This is a genomic window from Oceanisphaera profunda (assembly GCF_002157895.1).
Taxonomy (GTDB): domain Bacteria; phylum Pseudomonadota; class Gammaproteobacteria; order Enterobacterales; family Aeromonadaceae; genus Oceanimonas; species Oceanimonas profunda.
The window spans coordinates 612,756-633,730 of record NZ_CP021377.1 but is presented as its reverse complement, the minus strand read 5'-3'; the positions used below and the strand labels follow the sequence as shown (position 1 = coordinate 633,730).

The 20,975-nt window shown below is 50.2% G+C and carries 14 protein-coding genes and 1 tRNA gene; 14 read left to right on the top strand and 1 reads right to left on the bottom strand.

Annotated features, from left to right (window positions below; translation table 11 throughout):
- Positions 1-84 precede the first annotated feature (84 nt).
- Together CBP31_RS02775 and CBP31_RS02770 are read left to right on the top strand one after the other, a co-directional pair.
- On the top strand, positions 85-1,053 hold the full coding sequence (locus CBP31_RS02775) for a PstS family phosphate ABC transporter substrate-binding protein (RefSeq protein WP_087034775.1): 969 nt from the start codon (positions 85-87) through the stop codon (positions 1,051-1,053).
- Between the two features lie 355 nt (positions 1,054-1,408).
- Entirely contained in the window at positions 1,409-1,870 is a 462-nt protein-coding gene (locus CBP31_RS02770; RefSeq protein WP_087034774.1) for a GNAT family N-acetyltransferase, read from the top strand.
- Between the two features lie 184 nt (positions 1,871-2,054).
- Here the strand turns inward: CBP31_RS02770 and CBP31_RS02765 are convergent.
- Positions 2,055-2,131 (bottom strand) — tRNA-Pro (locus tag CBP31_RS02765).
- 319 nt (positions 2,132-2,450) lie between these two features.
- Between CBP31_RS02765 and tadA the strand changes: the two genes are divergently transcribed.
- The 12 genes from tadA to CBP31_RS02705 all read left to right on the top strand — a co-directional run bounded on the left by tadA (position 2,451) and on the right by CBP31_RS02705 (position 20,944).
- Entirely contained in the window at positions 2,451-2,966 is a 516-nt protein-coding gene (tadA, locus tag CBP31_RS02760) for a tRNA adenosine(34) deaminase TadA (protein WP_087034773.1), read from the top strand.
- A gap of 442 nt (positions 2,967-3,408) precedes the next feature.
- A complete protein-coding gene (locus tag CBP31_RS02755; protein ID WP_087034772.1) occupies positions 3,409-5,664 on the top strand; it encodes an ABC transporter permease subunit in 2,256 nt (751 codons plus the stop codon).
- An 11-nt stretch (positions 5,665-5,675) separates the two neighbouring features.
- Positions 5,676-7,325 carry a phosphate ABC transporter permease PstA gene (gene pstA / locus CBP31_RS02750; RefSeq protein ID WP_087034771.1) on the top strand — a complete coding sequence of 550 codons (1,650 nt, stop codon included), beginning with the start codon at positions 5,676-5,678 and terminating at the stop codon, positions 7,323-7,325.
- A 52-nt stretch (positions 7,326-7,377) separates the two neighbouring features.
- Positions 7,378-8,214: a phosphate ABC transporter ATP-binding protein PstB gene (gene pstB / locus CBP31_RS02745; RefSeq protein WP_087034770.1), complete on the top strand. Its 837-nt coding sequence runs from the start codon at positions 7,378-7,380 to the stop codon at positions 8,212-8,214.
- Positions 8,215-8,225: 11 nt separating this feature from the next.
- Positions 8,226-8,930, top strand: a complete 705-nt coding sequence (gene phoU / locus CBP31_RS02740; RefSeq protein WP_087034769.1) for a phosphate signaling complex protein PhoU — start codon at positions 8,226-8,228, stop codon at positions 8,928-8,930.
- Positions 8,931-9,284: 354 nt separating this feature from the next.
- Positions 9,285-11,465: a malate synthase G gene (locus CBP31_RS02735; RefSeq protein WP_087034768.1), complete on the top strand. Its 2,181-nt coding sequence runs from the start codon at positions 9,285-9,287 to the stop codon at positions 11,463-11,465.
- A gap of 344 nt (positions 11,466-11,809) precedes the next feature.
- The gene (locus CBP31_RS02730) at positions 11,810-13,183 is read left to right on the top strand and encodes an MFS transporter (protein WP_087034767.1); all 1,374 of its coding nucleotides are present in this window, start codon (positions 11,810-11,812) and stop codon (positions 13,181-13,183) included.
- A 569-nt stretch (positions 13,184-13,752) separates the two neighbouring features.
- Complete coding sequence (gene epd, locus CBP31_RS02725) at positions 13,753-14,772, top strand: erythrose-4-phosphate dehydrogenase (RefSeq protein WP_087034766.1); 1,020 nt, start codon at positions 13,753-13,755, stop codon at positions 14,770-14,772.
- 80 nt (positions 14,773-14,852) lie between these two features.
- Entirely contained in the window at positions 14,853-16,016 is a 1,164-nt protein-coding gene (locus tag CBP31_RS02720) for a phosphoglycerate kinase (protein WP_087034765.1), read from the top strand.
- A 119-nt stretch (positions 16,017-16,135) separates the two neighbouring features.
- The gene (fbaA, locus tag CBP31_RS02715) at positions 16,136-17,215 is read left to right on the top strand and encodes a class II fructose-bisphosphate aldolase (protein WP_087034764.1); all 1,080 of its coding nucleotides are present in this window, start codon (positions 16,136-16,138) and stop codon (positions 17,213-17,215) included.
- A gap of 206 nt (positions 17,216-17,421) precedes the next feature.
- On the top strand, positions 17,422-19,566 hold the full coding sequence (locus CBP31_RS02710) for a type I secretion system permease/ATPase (RefSeq protein WP_087034763.1): 2,145 nt from the start codon (positions 17,422-17,424) through the stop codon (positions 19,564-19,566).
- Complete coding sequence (locus tag CBP31_RS02705; RefSeq protein WP_087034762.1) at positions 19,559-20,944, top strand: HlyD family type I secretion periplasmic adaptor subunit; 1,386 nt, start codon at positions 19,559-19,561, stop codon at positions 20,942-20,944. Before CBP31_RS02710 ends, CBP31_RS02705 begins: the two co-directional genes overlap by 8 nt.
- The last annotated feature ends 31 nt before the right edge of the window (positions 20,945-20,975 follow it).

Below are 20,975 nucleotides of genomic sequence, written 5' to 3'. Positions count from 1 at the left end.
TGGTCATCACTATTTCATCTCTCTGTCACATAGAAAGGCAATACTGGCGACGTCTAAAGGAATCGAACCCAAACGGAGATAAGCATGAAACTGAATACTCTAGTAACAGCTCTTGGTTTAACGGCCGCTCTGGCATCAGCCAATGTACTGGCCGCCGTAGATAGCAAGTTAGCGGATTATGAAAAAGTAAGTGGTATTTCCGGCAACCTATCCTCGGTTGGCTCCGACACTTTGGCTAATATGGCCACGCTGTGGGGAGAAGCCTTCACTCGTCATTATCCGAACGTGAATATTCAGATCCAAGCCGCAGGTTCCTCTACCGCACCAGCCGCACTGACTGAAGGCACGGCTCAATTTGGGCCCATGAGCCGCGGCATGAAAAGCAATGAAGTAGAAGCCTTTGAAAAGCGTTATGGCTATAAGCCGACCGCCGTGCGCGTGGCGATTGATGCCTTGGCGGTATTTGTGCATAAAGATAACCCCATCGAAGGCTTAAGCATCGATCAGGTGGACGCTATTTTCTCCAGCACTTTAAGCTGTGGTAGTGCCGAGCCTATTACCCAGTGGGGAAAAACTGGACTAAGTGGCGATTGGGCTGCGCGTGACATTCAGCTTTACGGTCGTAACTCGGTATCCGGTACTTATGGCTACTTTAAAGATGAGGCGCTCTGTAAAGGCGACTTTAAAAATAACGTAAATGAGCAGCCAGGCTCGGCCTCGGTAGTGCAATCGGTGTCTTCGTCTTTGAATGCGATTGGCTACTCGGGCTTAGGCTACAGCACCTCAAGTGTGCGGGCCGTCCCTTTAGCGGCAGCGGGCACTAAAGATTTTGTCGCAGCCAATGCCGATAATGCCACCAGTGGCGATTATCCCTTGTCGCGCTTTTTATATGTTTACGTGAACAAGCACCCTAACCAGCCGCTAGGGCCAATGGAAGCCGAATTCGTGAAGCTGATGTTATCTAAGCAAGGGCAAGAAATCGTCAATAAAGACGGTTACGTACCCGTGCCAGCGAGCGTGATTGCAGCGGATTTGAAGAAATTAGGTTTATAAAAAACAGTCTTTTTTAGCCGCCAGATGTCAGTGTATCAATCATATTAGGCTGAGCTATTACTGTTAAAGCATCCACTGTGATTATATTTTTCCCCGAGCTTATGCTCGGGGTTTTTTGCTTTCTAGCGATATGGTTTTTGCGTGTCGTTTTTTGCTTTGCATTATGGGGCGAGATAATGTCGCAACTTATGTTATTGCTGATAGTGATATGTGACTAAGAGGCGCTAAATTAGAGTAAAGTCGGCGAAATAGGCAATAAATAGTGCAGAATGACCCTGCGACACTTTTTTATTGGCGACAAATGTGGCTATATAGAGAGCCAGTTTAGGCGCACAAGGTAGCGGCAGGAGTCGACATGGAAATCAGAAAAATCCGCAGTGGTGAGGCCGGCAGCATTTGGCGTTTGCTCCACGATACCGTGCACCGCATTAATCAGGCGGATTACAGCCACGATGAACTCGTGGTGTGGGCGCCCGATGAATATGATGCGCCCCATTGGGTGAGTCGCTTTATTCGCACTCATCCTATCGTGGCCACCGAGGGCCGAGAGCTACTCGGCTTTGCCGAATTGGCCGAAGACGGGCGTATTGATTTATTTTACGTGCATCACGCCCATCAAGGTGTGGGTGTGGGGCGCGCTTTAATGCAGCGCCTTAAAGCCGAAGCGGGCGCCCGCGGCTTGCAACAGCTCTATTGTGAAGCCAGCATTACTGCTCGGCCTTTTTTTGAGCGCGTGGGCTTTAGCTTTGTCGAGCAAAGAGAGTTAGAGCGTAAAGGTGAGCGAGTGCCAGTATTGCTGATGGAAAGTAAAATATAAGCTTAGCTTTTCAGAATTTTCGAGACTTTACTTTAACAAAAAACGCGACCGTATCTCGGTCGCGTTTTTTGTTGTGAGCGCAGGGATAGTCGCTATGCTGTAGATTATAATTAGTCAGGATCGCGCTACGGTTTTGAAAAGCAGGCAATAAAAAACCCACCAGAGGTGGGTTTTTTATTTGATTTGGTCGGCGTGAGAGGATTCGAACCTCCGACCCCTAACACCCCATGCTAGTGCGCTACCAAGCTGCGCTACACGCCGAATCGGAGCCAACTATATAAGGCTGGATTAAAGGGCGCAAGCTCCTTTTGTTATTTCCCGTTCGTTTGCTGCTTTCTTATCCGTTATGGGCCGTTTTCGTGCATGTTAGCTGCAGGCTTCGCTTTTTTACGCTCACGAAACCGGTACCCGCTTCATCACGCGGCCGTGCTTTAGCCCTATGATGGTGTTCTGCGGCCTGTTTTCTGCAACGCACTATTTTGTCATACTGGGCGGCCTGTAGAAGCGGCAGTCTTAATTAAGAGCGACGTCTTGCTAAATAAACTGAAATAAAGTGCTGATGAACCTAAAAGAGCTAGCGATGAACCAACACGAACAAGACCAATATTGGATGGGCCAAGCCATGCGCTTGGCGGCAAAAGCCGAAGCGCAAGACGAGGTGCCGGTGGGCGCCTTGGTGGTCTACCAAGGGCAATGCATCGCCGAGGGTTGGAACCAGTCTATTGGTAGCCACGATGCCACGGCCCATGCAGAGATTATGGCGCTGCGCCAAGCGGGACTGGCTTTAGGCAATTATCGGCTGTTGGACTGCACTTTATATGTGACGCTTGAGCCGTGCATGATGTGCGCAGGTGCCATGGTGCACAGTCGTATTGCACGATTAGTGTATGGCGCTGCGGATGCCAAAACCGGTGCCGTAGACTCGAATTTACAGCTGTTGGCCACGCCTGGCTTAAACCACAGAATCAGCTGGCAGTCGGGCGTGTTAGAGCAAGACTGTGCCAACCAACTGAGCGCTTTTTTTAAACGCCGCCGCGCCGAGCATAAAGCGGCGCGGCTTTTAACACGGGCTCAGCAGGCAGGAAGCTCTGAATAAGAGACATCCCGCAGAGTTCAACATACAGCACGAATGTAGTCGCCGGCTTTAGCCGCGAAATCCGGCAAGGCCGGATCTGACGCACATCTTCTTCCTTGGCCATGAATGAATTTGGCTATAAATTTGGCTATAGAGGGACATGAAATATTGGCGTTGCGATGTGACTACGCCACATTAGCGAAGCTAAAGCATCGCCTACAGCTGAACCTGCAGCCGTGCAATATGCAGATATCCGCACCGCAGGTTTGCCTTTACCATTAAGCGCTCAAGTTTTGTTGCACAAAACCGGCCGGCTAAAGACGGCCTCTTGTGCTTGGCGCTTTATTGTTTCCTCACGTCTCACGCCTAATAGGCTTATCTGCCACTGTCACATGGCTTGTCACATAGTTGTCATATCTTGCCCCTACAATAAGCGCCACTGGATATTTATCGAGGTGGACCCATGTCAACCCAAACTCAAGCCCAAGCCCTTGCTTTGTCGGGCAGTCGCAAGCGCTGGTTGAAAGACCGTATCGCGCAAATCGGCGTGACCACCGGCGGCATTTTGGTGCTGGTGACCTTATTATTGATTTTCTTATATCTGCTCTATGTGGTTAAACCCATTTTTGACAGTGCGCGGGTGGAGCCGGGTGCTGAGTTTAGCTTGCAAGAACCCGGTGCAGGCTCAGGCATTAGCCGTGAGTTGGGCGAGACGGTGTTGTTGGGGGTAGAAGAGCAAAATGAGTTGGTGTATCGCTTTAACGATCAAGGTGACGTCGACTTCTATTCTCTGCCGCAACAGGGTAAGCGCGTTCATAGCCTGAATATCGACCGCGAGGTGACCAGTGTTGCCCGCAGCATTAGTCATAATATGGTGGCCTATGGCCTGATTGACGGCACCATTATGGTGCTGACGCCTAAGTTTAATGTCAGTTATCCGGATAATATTCGCACCATTGAGCCGCAAGTAACCTTTCCGTTTGGCGAGCAACCCTTGGTGGTGGACGAGGCGGGGCAGAGCCTTACTCAGCTTAGTGTGGCCAGCCAAGGTCAAGACTTGCTGGTAGCCGGCATTACCGAGTTGGGGCGTGGCGTGCTGACGCGCTTTGCCGGTAAAGAAAACTTTATAACCGGTGAAGTGGAGCTCAACTCGACTCACGTCGAGATCCCTGGTTTGCCCAGTGACGTGGATCAGTTATTGCTAACGCCGAATCTGCGCTTCTTGTTTGCGCGCAGCAAAAACGAAGTGTATGTGTTTGATGTGCGTAATCTCAATAAAGTGGCGCTGCGCAACGTACTGACCATGAATGCCAAAGGCGCCAATATTACCACCTTAAGCCTATTGTCGGGCGGTAACTCGATTTTGGTGGCCAACGATAACGGTAAAATATCTCAGTGGTTTGAAGTGGCGCGTGACGGCAAGCGTGAGTTTATTTTTATTCGCGACTTTGCCACCCAAGGTGCAGTGACCCAAATTACTTCTGAGATAAATCGTAAAGGATTTATTACCACGTCCAGCACGGGCAGCTTAGATATTTTCCACACTACCGGTGGCTCGCGACTGTTTTCTGCTCCCTTAGCTGAGTCGCCGGTGTCTGCGCTGGCCATGTCGCCGCGCAACTCCATGTTGTTGATGCAAAGCGGCGACACTGTTTCCACCTTTTATGTGGAAAATGAACATCCCGAAGTCACCTGGCGCGCACTCTGGACCAAGGTGTGGTACGAAGGCTACCCAGAGCCTCAGTATGTGTGGCAGTCCACCTCGGGTAGCAGTGACTTTGAGTCTAAGTTGAGCTTGGTGCCTATCTCGTTTGGTACCCTGAAAGCGGCATTCTATGCGCTGTTGTTTGCCATCCCTATTGCCATTGCCGGTGCTGTGTACACCGCTTACTTTATGTCGTCGGGCCTGCGCAAAGTGGTCAAGCCGACGGTGGAGATCATGGAAGCCCTGCCAACGGTAATTTTGGGCTTTTTGGCCGGACTTTGGCTGGCGCCCTTAATTGAAGGTCATTTGCCGGGCATGGTGATCTTGCTGGTGATGTTACCGGTGTCGATTTTGGTAATGGCCTTTGCTTGGCATCACCTGCCTAAGTCTTTGCGCAATTGGGTGCCGGAAGGTTGGCAATGCATTATCTTGCTGCCGCTGGTGATCTTGGTTGGCTGGAGCTCTTTTGCCTTAAGCCCTTGGGTAGAAGACGTGTTGTTTGGCGGTGACGCCCGCGGCTTTTTGACTAACGAACTGGGCATAGGCTTTGATCAACGCAACTCTCTGGTGGTGGGTATCGCCATGGGCTTTGCGGTTATTCCCACCATCTTCTCCATTGCTGAAGATGCGGTATTTTCGGTACCCCGGCATTTAACTAACGGCTCTTTGGCGCTGGGTGCTACGACTTGGCAAACCCTGACCCGTGTGGTCATGCTGACCGCCAGTCCGGGTATTTTCTCCGCCGTGATGATGGGCTTAGGCCGAGCGGTGGGCGAAACCATGATAGTGCTGATGGCCACCGGCAACACTCCTGTGATGGATCTCAGTATCTTTAGCGGCATGCGCACCTTGGCGGCCAATATAGCGGTGGAAATGCCGGAGGCGGAAGTCAACAGCTCACATTACCGAGTGTTGTTCTTGGCCGCGTTCGTGCTGTTTATTTTCACTTTCATGTTTAACACGGTTGCTGAGTTTGTTCGCCAGCGACTGCGTGACAAATACAGTTCAATGTAGGGGCGGACCACATGAATAAATGGTTTAAATCGGGCGCGCCTTGGATCTGGATGACCGGCGGTGCCGTGAGCGTCAGTTTGGTGGCGGTATTGGGTTTATTACTGCTGATTGGCTGGCGCGGGCTGACCTTTTTCTGGCCGCACAGTATCTATGAGTGGCAGGTGAGTACGCCGGCAGGCGAGCAGTACACGGTGATTGGTGAAATTCATGATCGCGAGCAAGTGTCACTGGCGCAGCTGCGTGGTGCTGGTTTGGCCATGGAAGGGGTGACGGCTGAGACCTTAACGCGTTTTTTAATTAAAACCGGTAACCGGGAGTTTGTACCGCTAGATTTTCGCTGGTTACTGGAAACCAATATTGCGTCTCGGGCGCAGCCCGCTGATTTAGTGGTGTTAGAGCGCTCAAATAACGGCAACTTTTACGGGTATCTGGAGCAGGTGCGCCAAGGTGACAATGCGGTAAGTGGTGACTTGCGTGAGCAGTTGAATAGCCGCTTGGAGCGGGTACAGAAACTTAACCGTGAGATGAAATCCTTACAAAGAGGCGATATTGGCAGCATTAGCTATCAGCTTGAACAGCTCCGCCTAAAGCAGCGCCGCTTAGAGCTCGAAGGAACGGCCACAGAGAGCGCCTTGGCAGAAATTCGCAGTCAGGAGCAGCAGCTTAGAGCCGATTATCAAGTGTTAGAGAAGCAGTTATTTGCACTGCGCACCGAGGCGCAGCGCGATAATATTGTGGTGCGTGATATGCGCGGCGAGTCGGTCACCTTGTCGTTGGGTAGCGTATTGGATGCCACTTGGCCCAATGACATGGGCACCCTGGCCAAGGCACTGCACTGGTTCTCACAAATAGGTAAGTTTGTGAGCGGTGAGCCGCGTGAAGCCAACACCGAAGGCGGCGTGTTTCCCGCCATCTTTGGCACCGTTTTTATGGTGATCTTGATGGCCATTATCGTCACGCCGCTGGGTGTGGTGGCGGCGATTTATCTGCACGAATATGCGGGCAAAAATAACCTGACCAAAATGATCCGCATCGCCGTGATCAACTTAGCTGGGGTGCCGTCCATCGTCTATGGCGTGTTTGGTTTGGGCTTCTTCGTGTATATGGTTGGCGGCTCGCTGGATCAGCTGTTTTATCCGGAATCCTTGCCTACGCCGACCTTTGGCTCGCCTGGGGTGTTGTGGTCCGCGTTAACGCTGGCGATTTTAACCTTGCCGGTGGTCATCGTCTCTACCGAAGAGGGCTTGTCGCGCATACCCAGCTCGGTACGCCAAGGCTCACTGGCCTTGGGCGCGACCAAAGCGGAAACCTTATGGCGCATCGTGATCCCCATGGCCAGCCCTGCGATTATGACCGGACTTATTTTGGCCATTGCCCGTGCGGCGGGAGAGGTCGCCCCCTTGATGCTAGTGGGAGTGGTAAAGCTGGCGCCGAACTTGCCGGTAGACGGTAACTTCCCTTTTCTACATGTAGAGCGAAAATTCATGCACTTGGGCTTTCATATCTACGACGTAGGCTTTCAAAGCCCGAACGTAGAGGCGGCACGGCCTTTGGTTTACGCCACTTCTTTCTTGTTGGTTACGGTAATAGTGGGGCTGAACTTGACGGCCATTGGCATTCGTAATCACCTGCGGGAAAAATTCCGCTCTCTCGATCAATAAGCGGTGCGCCTGTGATTAGCTTGCGCCAGAGACCCCAGTTTGAGGTAATAATATGATGAACATCGCCATGCCTAACAGTCAGCACATGAGTCAACAGCAGAATATATCGCTAGCACCGCAGGGCTTGAGTGCGGAGCAAAAAGCATTGGAAATACGTAACCTGAATTTATTCTATGGTGGGAAGCAGGCGTTATTTGACGTCAATATGAACATTGCCAAAGGTCAGGTCACGGCCTTTATCGGGCCTTCGGGCTGTGGTAAGTCAACCTTGCTGCGGTGTATTAATCGCATGAACGATTTAGTAGATCATTGCCGCATAGAAGGCGAGATCCTGTTACACGAGCAAAATATCTACCACAAAAGTGTGGATGTGGCGGCTTTGCGCCGTCGGGTGGGCATGGTGTTTCAGCGGCCCAACCCTTTCCCGAAGACCATTTATGAAAATGTGGTGTACGGTTTGCGCCTGCAAGGGATCAACGACCGCCGCCGACTGGATGATGCGGTGGAGCGATCGCTGCGCGGTGCGGCATTGTGGGATGAGGCTAAAGATAGATTGCATGAAAATGCCTTTGGCCTGTCTGGCGGTCAGCAACAGCGTTTGGTGATAGCGCGCGCCATTGCTATCGAGCCTGAAGTGTTATTACTCGATGAGCCTACTTCGGCCTTGGATCCGATTTCGACCTTGGTGATTGAAGAGTTGATCCACACCTTAAAAGATCAGTTTACGGTGGTCATCGTCACCCACAATATGCAACAAGCGGCGCGGGTGTCTGACAACACGGCGTTTATGTATATGGGGGAGCTGATTGAATACACAGACACCAATACCTTGTTTACCACGCCGGCTAAAAAGAAGACCGAAGACTACATTACCGGTCGCTACGGTTAAGGAACCAGCAGATGAATCAGCAAAAACTCAATAAACATATTTCTGGCCAGTTTAATGCGGAGCTCGAAGAGGTGCGTAATCAGGTGCTGGTGATGGGCGGCTTGGTTGAGCAACAGCTCAGTGATGCTATTACTGCGATGCACAAACAAGATCTCGATCTGGCGCGCCAAACTGTCGCTAGAGACCAAGAGGTTAACGCGCTTGAAGTAGAGATAGCCGAAGACTGCACCCGCATTATCGCTAAACGCCAGCCCGCCGCGTCGGATTTACGACTGGTATTGGTGGTGCTAAAAACCATTACTGATTTAGAGCGGATCGGCGATGCTGCTAAGCGCATTAGCCGTATGGTCATCGATAATGCCGATCAACCACAGCCGCCTTTGGTGTCGATTGAAAATATGGGACGGCGCGCGGTGAGCATGCTGCATCAAGGCTTGGATGCGTTTGCACGTATGGACTTAACGGCGGCTATTGCAGTGCACAAACAAGATAGTCAGCTGAATCGTGATTATGAGTCTATAGTACGTGAGCTGATGACATTTATGATGGAGGATCCGCGATCGATCCCGCAGGTGCTCAAAGTACTCTGGTGTGTACGCTCGCTAGAGCGGGTAGGGGACCGCGTGCAGCACCTGTGTGAATACATCATTTATTTTGTGAAAGGCAAAGATGTGCGCCACCGCAGTGACGAAGATATTTACAATTTATTAGACTAAAACCCAAGCGCGCTCGTAACTTTACGCCACCCTGTGTGATTGATGTGGCGAGTAGCCCTAACATTACTGGGTGTACTTTTGGCAATAAAAGCGAAAGTTATCGTTGCATGAAAGAAAATGCTGAGTTTATGGTCAAATTGTTTTTTATTTTATATTTGTCTATGTGGTTGAATTTAAAGTGTTTTAATTCACGTAGTGAATATTTATGCACAATTGGCATAGATTGCGCTGTTACTAATAGCAATTCATTTTTGCCTCTGACTCCCTACAAGGGGTAAACTATGAAACCAAGCGATTAGGGTTAGTAATCGGTCTTAAACACACTACTGACAACTAGAATAGAAGAAGAAAAATATGACGGAACGTACTCATCTCGGCACTTTACAAGTTGCTACCGTTCTTCATGATCTGGTAGTAAACGAAATTATTCCCGGCACTGGTGTTGAGCCAGCAGCATTTTGGGCAGGTATGGAACAGATCGTTAACGATTTGGCTCCTAAAAACCGCGCTCTGCTAGAAAAGCGGGAAACCTTGCAACACCAAATCGATGAATGGCACCAAGCTAATGCCGGTTCTTCGTTTGATGCGGCAACTTACAAGCAATTCTTAACTGACATCGGCTATTTATTGCCGGCTGCAGCAGACTTCGCCATTACCACCACTAACGTTGACGCTGAACTGGCTACTTTAGCCGGCCCGCAACTGGTGGTGCCTGTGAACAATGCTCGCTTCGCGCTCAATGCCGCGAACGCTCGTTGGGGTAGCTTGTATGACGCCCTTTACGGCAGTGACGCTATTTCTGATAAAGATGGCGCAGAAAAAACCAAAGATTTTAATCCAGCTCGCGCCGCTAAAGTCGTCGCTTGGGGTCGCAATCTGCTGAACCAAGCTGCACCTTTAGCAGTGGGCAGCCACGCAGATGCGACCGCTTACGCCATCGTAAACGGTGCACTGCAGATTACGCTGGAAAATGGCGAAGTGACGAGCTTAGCTGATAACAGCAAGTTTGTGGGCTATAACGGCGACACCGCCGCTCCCAGCTCGGTATTGATCCGAAACAACGGTATTCATATCGAACTGCAATTCGACCCTAACAGCCAAGTGGGCGCCACTGACAAAGCCGGCATTAAAGACTTAGTGCTGGAAGCTGCGTTATCTACCATCATGGACTGCGAAGATTCCATCGCCGCCGTTGATGCTGAAGACAAAGTGGGCGTGTATCGCAATTGGTTGGGCCTGATGAAGGGTACCCTGACCGAGAAGATCAAAAAAGGCGATAAAGAGTTCACTCGTAGCCTGAATCCAGACCGCGAGTACCTAAACCCGAACGGTGAAGCCTTCCGTTTGCACGGTCGTAGCTTGTTGTTCGTACGTAACGTGGGTCACTTGATGACCAACGAAGCGGTACTGGATAAAGACGGCAATGAAGTACCAGAAGGCATTCTTGATGCGCTGGTGACCAGCCTGATTGCGATGCACGACTTGAAAGGCAACAGCGAGTTCCGTAACTCCCGCACTGGCAGCGTGTATATCGTTAAGCCGAAGATGCACGGTCCTGAAGAAGTAGCCTTTGCTTGTGAGCTGTTTGAGCGCACCGAGCAAGTGCTGGGCTTGGCTCATAACACCCTGAAAGTGGGTATTATGGACGAAGAGCGCCGCACCAGTGTTAACCTCAAGGCCTGTATTGCCGAAGCGAAAGAGCGTGCGGTGTTTATTAACACCGGTTTCCTTGACCGTACTGGTGATGAAATTCACACCAGCATGGAAGCGGGCCCTGTGGTACGCAAAGGCAATATGCGCAAGCAAGCCTGGCTCAGCGCCTACGAAAATAACAACGTAGATGTGGGTTTGGCAACGGGCTTACAAGGCAAAGCACAAATTGGTAAAGGCATGTGGGCTATTCCAGATAAAATGGCCGAAATGCTCGAAACCAAAATTGTGCATCCCTTAGCCGGTGCTAACACCGCTTGGGTACCTTCGCCAACGGCCGCTACCTTGCACGCTACCCATTACCATCAGGTGAATGTGCATGACCGTCAAGACGAGCTGAAGTCTCGCGAAGCAGCTAGCTTAAATGCACTGTTGACCATTCCTTTGCTGACTCAAGAAGCAAAAGACAGCCTAACTGCCGCTGAAATCCAGCATGAACTGGATAACAATGCGCAAGGCCTGTTGGGTTATGTGGTGCGTTGGATTGACCAAGGTGTGGGTGTGTCCAAAGTGCCAGACATTAATGATGTGGGCCTGATGGAAGACCGTGCTACCTTGCGTATCTCAGCCCAGCACATTGCTAACTGGTTGCGTCACGGTATCTTGAACGAAGAGCAGGTGATGGAGTCCATGAAACGCATGGCCGCCATAGTTGACCAGCAAAACGCCGGTGATACTAAGTACACCAATATGGCACCAAGCTTTGATGGCATCGCCTTTAAAGCGGCTTGTGACTTAGTACTGGAAGGTCGCACTCAGCCAAGTGGTTATACTGAGCCACTGCTGCACGCTTATCGTCGTAAGCTGAAAGCTCAACAGGCTTAAAGCAGCCTCTACTCATTGGCCTAGGCCCTTGGTTTGAGGAATACAGTCAGACGAGCACAAAAATCCCCAGCCTAGCTGGGGATTTTTTTAACCCTAAAATTTAAGCGCCATCAATACTGGTTTGCCGATACAGGTGACCAACACTGTCTGCCATTATTCTACCGGCAAGATAGTGGCTCACTGTTGCGGGTACAAAACACCCGTCCCTTCACGTTTTACATCGAAAGTTTATCCACGCCGCTGTTTAGTCTGGGTGAATACTGTCACTCTTAGCTGTTATTTTTCACTTGTTTTCGCAATCGTTATTACCACTCCACTCACTTAACTTTACGAATAGGGTTGGCATGCTTACACGTTTGGTTATTTCGCTGTCTGCGTTAATTTTCAGTGTCTTCTTACTTATGGGTGGCAACACCTTTGTGATGACCTTGCTCGGCGTTAATTTAGGCCTTAAAGGCGTTGAACCGACGCTGATTGGTAGCATTATGGTGTGCTACTCAGTGGGCTTCGTGTTGGGCTCTTTATATGGCCCTAGAGTGATTAAGCGAGTGGGCCATATTCGCGCCTTCGCCGTGTTTAGTGCCTTCTTGGCCAGCTCGACACTAATCTTCCCGCTTACCGACAGCATCTTGCTGTGGTCTTTATTACGCGCTTTTGGCGGTATTGCCGTGGCCGGCTGTTTTATCGTGATTGAAAGCTGGTTTAGCGCTGTGGCCAGCAACGATAACCGCGCTACTTTGTTTTTCTCTTACCAAATTTGTACTTACTTGGCGGCCACCGCCGGTCAGTTATTGATCGGCTTTATTGACCCGATGGCGTATATCCCTTTTACGCTCGGCGCTATAGTGCTGATCGCCGCCTTAGTACCTTTATCGTTGAGTCGCATGGATGCCCCCACCATAGAGCACAACGAGCGCATCAGCGTAAAGGCCATTATTAAAGAGGCGCCGGTGGGCTTATTGGCGGCGCTGTGCAGTGGCATGCTGATCAGTAGTTTCTACGCCATGGCACCGGTTTATGCCATTAATGTGGGGCTTAAAGTGGAACAATTATCCTACTTTATGGCCGCCTCAGTGTTCGCCTTTATTATTTTTGCCTTGCCGCTGGGCCGCTTATGCGACCGCTTAGATCGCAGCAAAATCATGGTGTGGATTAATGCTTTAGTGGCGGTGAGTGCGCTGGGCGTGGTGTTGGCTGGGCCTTATCATCTGGGCTTTTTAATTGGTTTTTCGGCGCTCTATATGGGCATGGTGGCGGCCATTTATCCGGTGGCGGTGGCCATTACCAATGACCGTATGGAAGCTCAACATATAGTGGCGGCCAGCACGACTTTGCTGCTGAGCTATGGCCTAGGCAGTACTTTGGGGCCCTTGTTTAGCTCCAGTATGATGTCGTGGTTTGGTGCGCAAGGTTTGTATTATGGCTGTGGTGCTATCGCGCTCTTGTTGGGCTCTTATACTTGGATGTGGAGTTTGAGATCCCGGGTGGTGGAAGTAGAAGATCAGGCGCAATATATTCCGAGCTCCGCAGAAACCGTGGGTGTGATCAGCGAACTGGATCCGCGAAACGAAGAATTTGTGGATGTGCCAGAAGAAGAGATTTATCCGCACTTAGAAGCAGAAGAAATTGCCCAAGCGCAAGCCTGTCAAATGGAGCTAGATTTACCAGAGCCAGAGCTCGAAATCGGGGAAGAAGAGTCAATACTGGTGCCTCACTAGCTACGAGACTAAAAGCCTCATTACTCCTTACTAACACTATCTTCATAGCCCTTTAATCAGCCGTTGATTAAAGGGCGGCTTTACGTGCGAAGCTGGCAAGAGAGCCGTGATTAGCTATGCTTAGTGGGTATTGCGCTGTCATCGCAGTGTCAATATTGGGTGTTAGGCTACAAGCTCAGTGTTGAGATTAACCAGCTAACATCATGATCACTCAATAGTAAGAGGGCTACATAATGGACTATGTTGCGCAAAAAAATACTGCTGTTGCTATCACAACGCCTTGCATATGGACTGCAGACGATTGTTATCCCGCCAGTTTGTTGTGTTGGTTACAACAACAAGCCGAGCCATCGAAGGTCATACTTGAGTCTACGGATTTAGCGCTGGAAGGTGCATAACAGGTGTTATTACTTTAAACCCAGCTGCAAATGCGGCTGGGTTGTTGTTTTTAGCGCCCCATCACAGCCACAGCCATTCCCCTTGCTTTGAATCCCCGTTAGACTTGAGTCCTGAATAATGCGCCACACCAATGTGGAGTGCACTTTTGAGCTCAGCAGGAACCAGATTAGATGATCCGAGTCGCCATTAACGGCTACGGCCGCATAGGTCGCAGTATATTGCGGGCTTTTTATGAACGTGGTCTGCAGCCTTATATGAAAATTGTTGCCATCAATGAGCTGGCTGAGCCAGAAGCCATGGCACACCTGACCCGTTATGACTCCAGTCATGGTCGCTTTGGTGAAGAAGTGACGCTGCTACCAAATGCGTTCGAGATTGCCGATGATATTATCCATTTATGTCATGAGGCGGATCCGGCAAAACTGCCTTGGCGTGAGCTGGGCATAGACTTGGTGCTGGAGTGCACGGGCGTATTGTCGAGCCGAGCGGACGCCGAGCGTCATTTAAGTGCCGGCGCCAAAAAAGTATTATTTTCCCATCCCGGTGATAACGACCTAGATGCCACTATCGTCTATGGCGTTAATCATCAGCAGTTAACCGGCCTTGAGACCATGGTCTCTAACGCCTCTTGTACTACCAACTGCGTGGTACCGGTTATCGAAACACTGCACCGGGTGTTTAATATTAAATGCGGTAATATCACCACCATTCACTCGGCGATGAACGATCAGCAAGTGATTGATGCTTATCATTCGGATTTACGTCGCACCCGCGCCGCCAGTCAGTCGATTATTCCGGTGGACACCAAGCTTGCCAAAGGCGTGGAGCGCATCTTGCCGCATTTTGCTGGCAAATTTGAAGCCATCTCAGTGCGCGTGCCCACCATTAACGTGACCGCCATGGATTTAAGCGTGCTGGTTGAGCACAAGGCGACGGTGGAGGCGGTAAACCAAGTACTGCGTGAAGCGGCACTGGGGCCATTAAAAGGCATCTTGGGTTACACAGAGGCACCGCTGGTGTCGGTGGACTTTAATCACGACCCCCATTCCTCGATTATTGATGGTACGCAAACCCGAGTCAGTGATGCAAATCTTATCAAGATGCTGATGTGGTGTGATAATGAATGGGGCTTTGCCAACCGCATGTTGGATACCAGTTTAGCTTGGCTGAACGCCGCAAAATCTGCTTAAAGACACCTACAGCTAACTAAAAACACTTAACCGCCTTACATTTAACTGAATACACTTAACCGCAAACAAGGGACGCCCTAATGTCTGTCATTAACATGAGTGAGCTCGATTTAGCCCATCAACGAGTGCTGATCCGTGCCGATTTAAACGTACCCATTAAAGACGGTGTAGTCAGCTCAGACGCACGTATTTTGGCCTCACTGCCCACCATTAAAGCCGCGCTTGAGCAAGGCGCCAAGGTAATGGTGACCTCGCATTTAGGTCGTCCGACAGAAGGCGAGTCTGCGGCTGAATTTTCACTGCAGCCGGTGGTCGATTATTTACAAAAAGCCTTGAGCGTGCCGGTGCGCTTGGCCACGGATTATTTAAACGGACTCGAGCTGGCTGAACAAGAGCTGGTGGTATTGGAAAACGTACGCTTTAACGTGGGCGAGAAAAAAGACGACGAAACCTTAGCGCGCCAATATGCAGCCCTGTGTGATGTGTTTGTGATGGACGCGTTTGGTACTGCTCACCGCGCCCAAGCATCCACTCATGGCGTGGCGAAGTTTGCGCCCATCGCCTGTGCAGGCCCCTTGTTGTCGGCAGAGCTCACTGCACTGGCCAAGGCCTTGGATAACCCCGCTCGTCCGCTAGTGGCGGTGGTGGGCGGCTCGAAAGTCTCGACCAAGCTGACTGTGTTAGAATCTCTGTCGACCATTGCCGATCAGTTAGTGGTGGGCGGTGGTATTTCTAATACCTTTGTGGCCGCCGCCGGTCACAACGTGGGCAAGTCTTTATATGAAAAAGACTTGATCCCCGAAGCCCAGCGCTTGATGGCTAAATGTGCCATTCCGTTGCCGACTGATGTGCGTACCGCTACCGAGTTTTCTGATACTGCCGTTGCGACGGTAAAAAGCGTGTCTGAAGTACAAGATAACGAGCTTATTTTTGATCTCGGTGATGAATCCGCTCACGTGCTGGCCGAGATTTTAAAAAATGCCAAAACCATTATCTGGAATGGCCCGGTCGGGGTGTTTGAGTTTGAAAACTTCCGTGCCGGCACCGAAATCATCGCCAAGGCCATTGCCGAGAGCGACGCCTTTTCCATCGCGGGCGGCGGTGATACCTTAGCGGCCATCGACTTATTCGGTATTAAAGAGCAAATTTCCTATATTTCTACCGGCGGCGGTGCTTTTCTTGAATTTGTAGAAGGCAAAACCTTACCCGCCGTGGCTATGCTTGAGCAAAGAGCCAAAGGCTGAACTTAAACATAACAGCCAAAGGCTGAGTTAAAAAAAGCCTAAACCCCAAACCCCAACACAGACTTATCTCGGGCGCTGCGTCTGTAGCGCCCGTTTATGCTTTAAGAGAGGAGCGAGAAATGTCCCAGAAAATTTTAGATGTGGTTAAGCCTGGTGTGGTGTGTGGCCATGATATGCAAAAGATCTTTGCTATCGCCAAGCAACAAGAGTTTGCTTTGCCAGCGGTGAACGTAGTGGGCAGTGACTCGGTGAACGCCGTATTAGAAGCTGCTGCCAAGGTTAAAGCGCCAGTTGTAGTGCAGTTTTCTAACGGTGGCGCGGCATTTTTTGCCGGTAAAGGCTTAAAGATGGAAGGCCATCAGGCGGCAATTTTAGGCGCTATCTCAGGGGCACATCATGTGCATGCTATGGCTGAAGCCTATGGCATTCCGGTGATCCTACACACGGATCACGCGGCAAAAAAATTGCTGCCGTGGATTGATGGCTTGTTGGATGCCGGTGAAAAACACTTTGCCAAAACCGGTAAGCCGTTGTTTAGCTCGCACATGATCGATCTTTCTGAAGAGTCTCTGGAAGAAAACATCGAGATCTGCGGCCAGTACTTAGCGCGCATGAGCAAAATTGGCATGACGCTGGAAATAGAACTGGGTTGCACCGGCGGCGAAGAAGACGGCGTAGATAACACCAGCATGGACAGTTCACTGCTCTATACCCAGCCAGAAGACGTGGCCTATGCCTATGAGAAGCTGATTGCCATCAGTGATATGTTCACTATCGCTGCTTCGTTTGGCAACGTACACGGCGTGTACAAGCCAGGTAACGTTAAGCTGACGCCAAAGATTTTGGATAACTCACAAAAGTATGTGTCTGAAAAATTTGGATTGCCGGCTAAGTCGCTGGACTTCGTGTTTCACGGCGGCTCAGGCTCATCGGCGGCAGAGATCAAAGAATCGATCGGTTATGGCGTGATCAAGATGAACATCGACACCGACACTCAGTGGGCCACTTGGGTGGGCGTAATGGATTACTACAAGGAGAAGCAGGACTATCTGCAAGGCCAAATTGGTAACCCAGAGGGCGACGATAAGCCAAACAAAAAATATTACGACCCGCGCGTGTGGTTACGTGAAGGTCAAAACCAAATGATAGCGCGCTTAGAGCAGGCATTTACCGAGTTAAATGCGATTAACGTACTTTAAGTAAGTACTACTTCTAATTAAATACCGGCCCTGTGCCGGTATTTTTTTTGCCTGCTATTATTAAGCCTGCGCTGAAAGCTCGCCGAGAACGCCAACATATCCGCTTCATCAGCTAGCCGCATAATATTTATTCCGCATTTCGCCCGCTTTCTCAAAACTTCACTAAAATTAAGTCTCAAGTGGTTCTAATAAGGACACTAGCTATCATGGATGATGCAATGATGGGTCAAGACTCCTTGCTGCAAAGCTTGGTTTTTTTAACAAAGTATTATGGCCATCCTTATCAAGGGGAGGCGCTGATTAATGGCTTGCCATTAGTTAATGGCAAGCTTACGCCTACTCTGTTTTCACGCGCGGCCAAGCGTGCTGAGCTGTCTGCCCGCCAAGCCCCTTTTGCACTGGAAGATATTTCTGAGCTGCTATTGCCCTGCATTGTGCTACTAGAGCGGGGGGAGGCGGGCGTGCTGCTGGAGTTAGACGAAGACTCCGCTCAGTGTCGGGTGCTGCTGGCGTCTGCCGGCGAGGGCGAACAATGGCTGACGCTAGATAAGTTAGCCGCCAGTTATACGGGACAGGTTATTTTTATTAAACCGCAATTTCGCTTTGATGCTCGCGCACCCAAAGTACTCGATACTCAAGAAGGTCACTGGTTTTGGGGCACCTTGCGCCAATCTCGTTTTATTTATCGTGATGTGTTAATTGGCTCCTTGCTGATCAACTTATTTGCCTTAGTTACCCCTTTGTTCACCATGAATGTATACGACAAAATCGTGCCCAATCTGTCGTTTGATTCCCTTTGGGTGTTGGCGGTAGGCGCCGCCGTGGTATTTGTGTTTGATTTTGTACTGCGCATGTTGCGCAGTCACTTTATTGATATCGCGGGTAAAAAGTCCGATGTGCTGTTATCGGCGCAGATATTTTCGAAAGTTATGGGCATGCGCATGGAAGCCAAGCCTCCCTCTACCGGCGCTTTTGCCAAACACTTACAAGAGTTTGAGTCGGTACGTGATTTTTTAACCTCAGCGACCGTGACCGCCTTGGTTGATATTCCTTTTTCGCTGTTATTTTTAATTATTATTTGGCTGTTTGCCGGCAACATGGTGTGGGTGCCCATCATCGCCATGTTACTGCTGTTGGGGGTGAGCTGGCTGATCCAAGGGCCGCTAAAGCGCAGTATTGAAGAAGGCTCGCGTTTGTCTTCTCAGAAAAACGCCAACCTAGTTGAAGGCATTTACGGCCTCGAAACCATTAAATTATTTGGCGCGCAAGGGGCTTTTCAGCACCGCTGGGAGCAAGCCGTTAGCCACATTGCGCACTGGGGCATGAAGACGCGCCGCTTAACCAGCTTTATATCGACCCTTGCCAGCGTGGTGCAGCAATTTAGTACCGTCAGTTTAATCGTGTTGGGCGTGTATTTGATTGCCGCAGGAGAGCTGTCGATGGGCGGCTTGATTGCTGCCGTGATGCTCAGTGGGCGCGCCATCGCTCCTATGGTGCAATTGTCGGTGTTATCGACCCGTTATAACCAAGCGCGCTCGGCGATGACCATATTAGAACAGATTATGATCGCGCCCGAAGAACAAGAGCCGGGCAAGCGCTATGTACATCATCCTGAATTTAAAGGCGACATCATTTTTAATGATGTGAGCTTTCGCTATCCGAATACAGAGCAAGATGTCTTAAGTCACATTAACTTGCACATTAAAGCCGGTGAAAAGGTGGCCATTATTGGCCGTATTGGCTCCGGGAAAACTACCCTAGAGCGCTTAATCGCGGGCTTATATAAACCCACAGGTGGGGCGTTGCGTATTGATGGTATCGATATTGGCCAGCTGCAACCCGCAGGGCTGAGGCGCAATATTGGCTGTGTGCCGCAAGATGTAACGCTTTTTTTCGGCACCATTCGCGACAATATCGTGATTGCTAACCCTTTAGCCGATGAAGCCCAAGTATTAAAAGCCGCCCAACGGGCTGGCGTGACCTTGTTTACCAATCAAGACCCCAATGGCTTAGATAAACAAGTGGGTGAAGGTGGATGCCAGCTATCTGGCGGTCAGCGTCAAGCCGTCGCCATCGCGCGGGCTTGGCTGGGAGATCCTGTGTTGTTAATGATGGATGAACCCACCTCTAACATGGACAACCGCTCCGAGCTCTACATCCGCCAACAACTCCAGACTCTCAAAGCAGAGCAAACCTTGCTGTTAGTCACACACCGTACTTCAATGCTAGAGGTGGTGGATCGGCTGATCGTACTTGAACAGGGGCGGATTTTAGCTGACGGCCCTAAGGCACGAGTCTTACAGCAACTGCAAGCGGGTACTGTGCAGCTGAAGGAGGCGAGTAATGGCTAAAAAAACGGTTCCGCCAGAGTTATTGGATTATACGGATGACACGGCCGCGGCTGTGTTATTGACCACCCCTACCGCCGGTAAGGCGTTGTTGTGGGTGATGCTGTTGTTTGTGCTCAGTGCCTTGGTGTGGGCGTATTTTGCCCAACTGGAGGAGGTGACATCCGGTGTGGGCAAGGTGATCCCTTCCAGCCAAATTCAGATGGTGTCAAATCTTGAAGGGGGCATAGTACGTGCTCTATATATTCGCGAAGGCCAGCAGGTAGAAAAAGGCCAAGCGCTATTATTGATTGATGACACGCGGTTTTTATCAGACTTACGGGAGCGAGAGCAAGAGATTGCCGCTCTGCAAGGGGATGCCCAGCGTTTAACCGCCGAAGTGAAGGCCATTGCTATTGAAGAAGAGTCGAAACGGGCGTGGCGTGAGCGGGTGCGCTTAGTGGACAGCCCACTTGAGTTTGCCGACGATTTTGCAGATAAATATCCGGGCCAGCCAGAATTTCAACGCTCTTTATATAGAGAGCGACTAAGCTTTATCAAAAATCAGCTCGCTATCTTTGCTACTCAGATAGAGCAGCGCGAGCAAGAGGTAGTCGAAACCAAAGCTAAGGTGAACACTTTACAAAGAGGCGTGAGCTTGGCTACCCAAGAGGTAAACATGAGTCGGCCGCTCGCTAAAGAGGGCATAGTGCCCCAAGTGGAAATATTAAGGCTGGAGCGACAGCTTAATCAGTTGCAAGGTGAGCTGCAATCCACCCGGCTTATGCTGCCAAAGCTCGATGCTTCGTTACGAGAGAATATCTCCAAGCGCACCGAAGTGGCGTTAACTTTTCGCTCTGATGCACAGCATGAACTGAATGAAAAACGCAATCGATTGATGCAGCTACAACAAGGCGAAGTGGGTTTACAAGACAGAGTGACCCGTACCTCGGTGACCTCACCGGTAAAAGGTACCATTAAAAGCTTACATATAAATACCGTGGGTGGCGTGGTACAGCCCGGCATGAATTTGGTCGAAATTGTACCCTTTGAAGATACGCTGTTGATTGAAGCCCGTATCGAACCCAAAGACATTGGCTTTTTAAGACCCGGATTAACGGCTATGGTTAAATTTAGTGCCTATGATTTTACTATCTATGGCGGCTTAGTCGGAGAAGTAGAAAAAATCAGTGCGGACTCTATTCAAGATGAAGATGGCAAACCTTTTTTTATTGCCACAGTGCGCACCACAGACAGTTACTTAGGTTCTGAAGCGTCCCCTTTGAGAATAATACCAGGAATGCAAACGGGGGTTGATATCGTCACGGGTAAAAAAACAGTACTTAATTATTTACTAAAACCCATATTAAGAGCCAAACAGAGCGCCTTACGCGAGCGCTAATAGTGCAAATGTTATTGTATCAGGGAGCGTT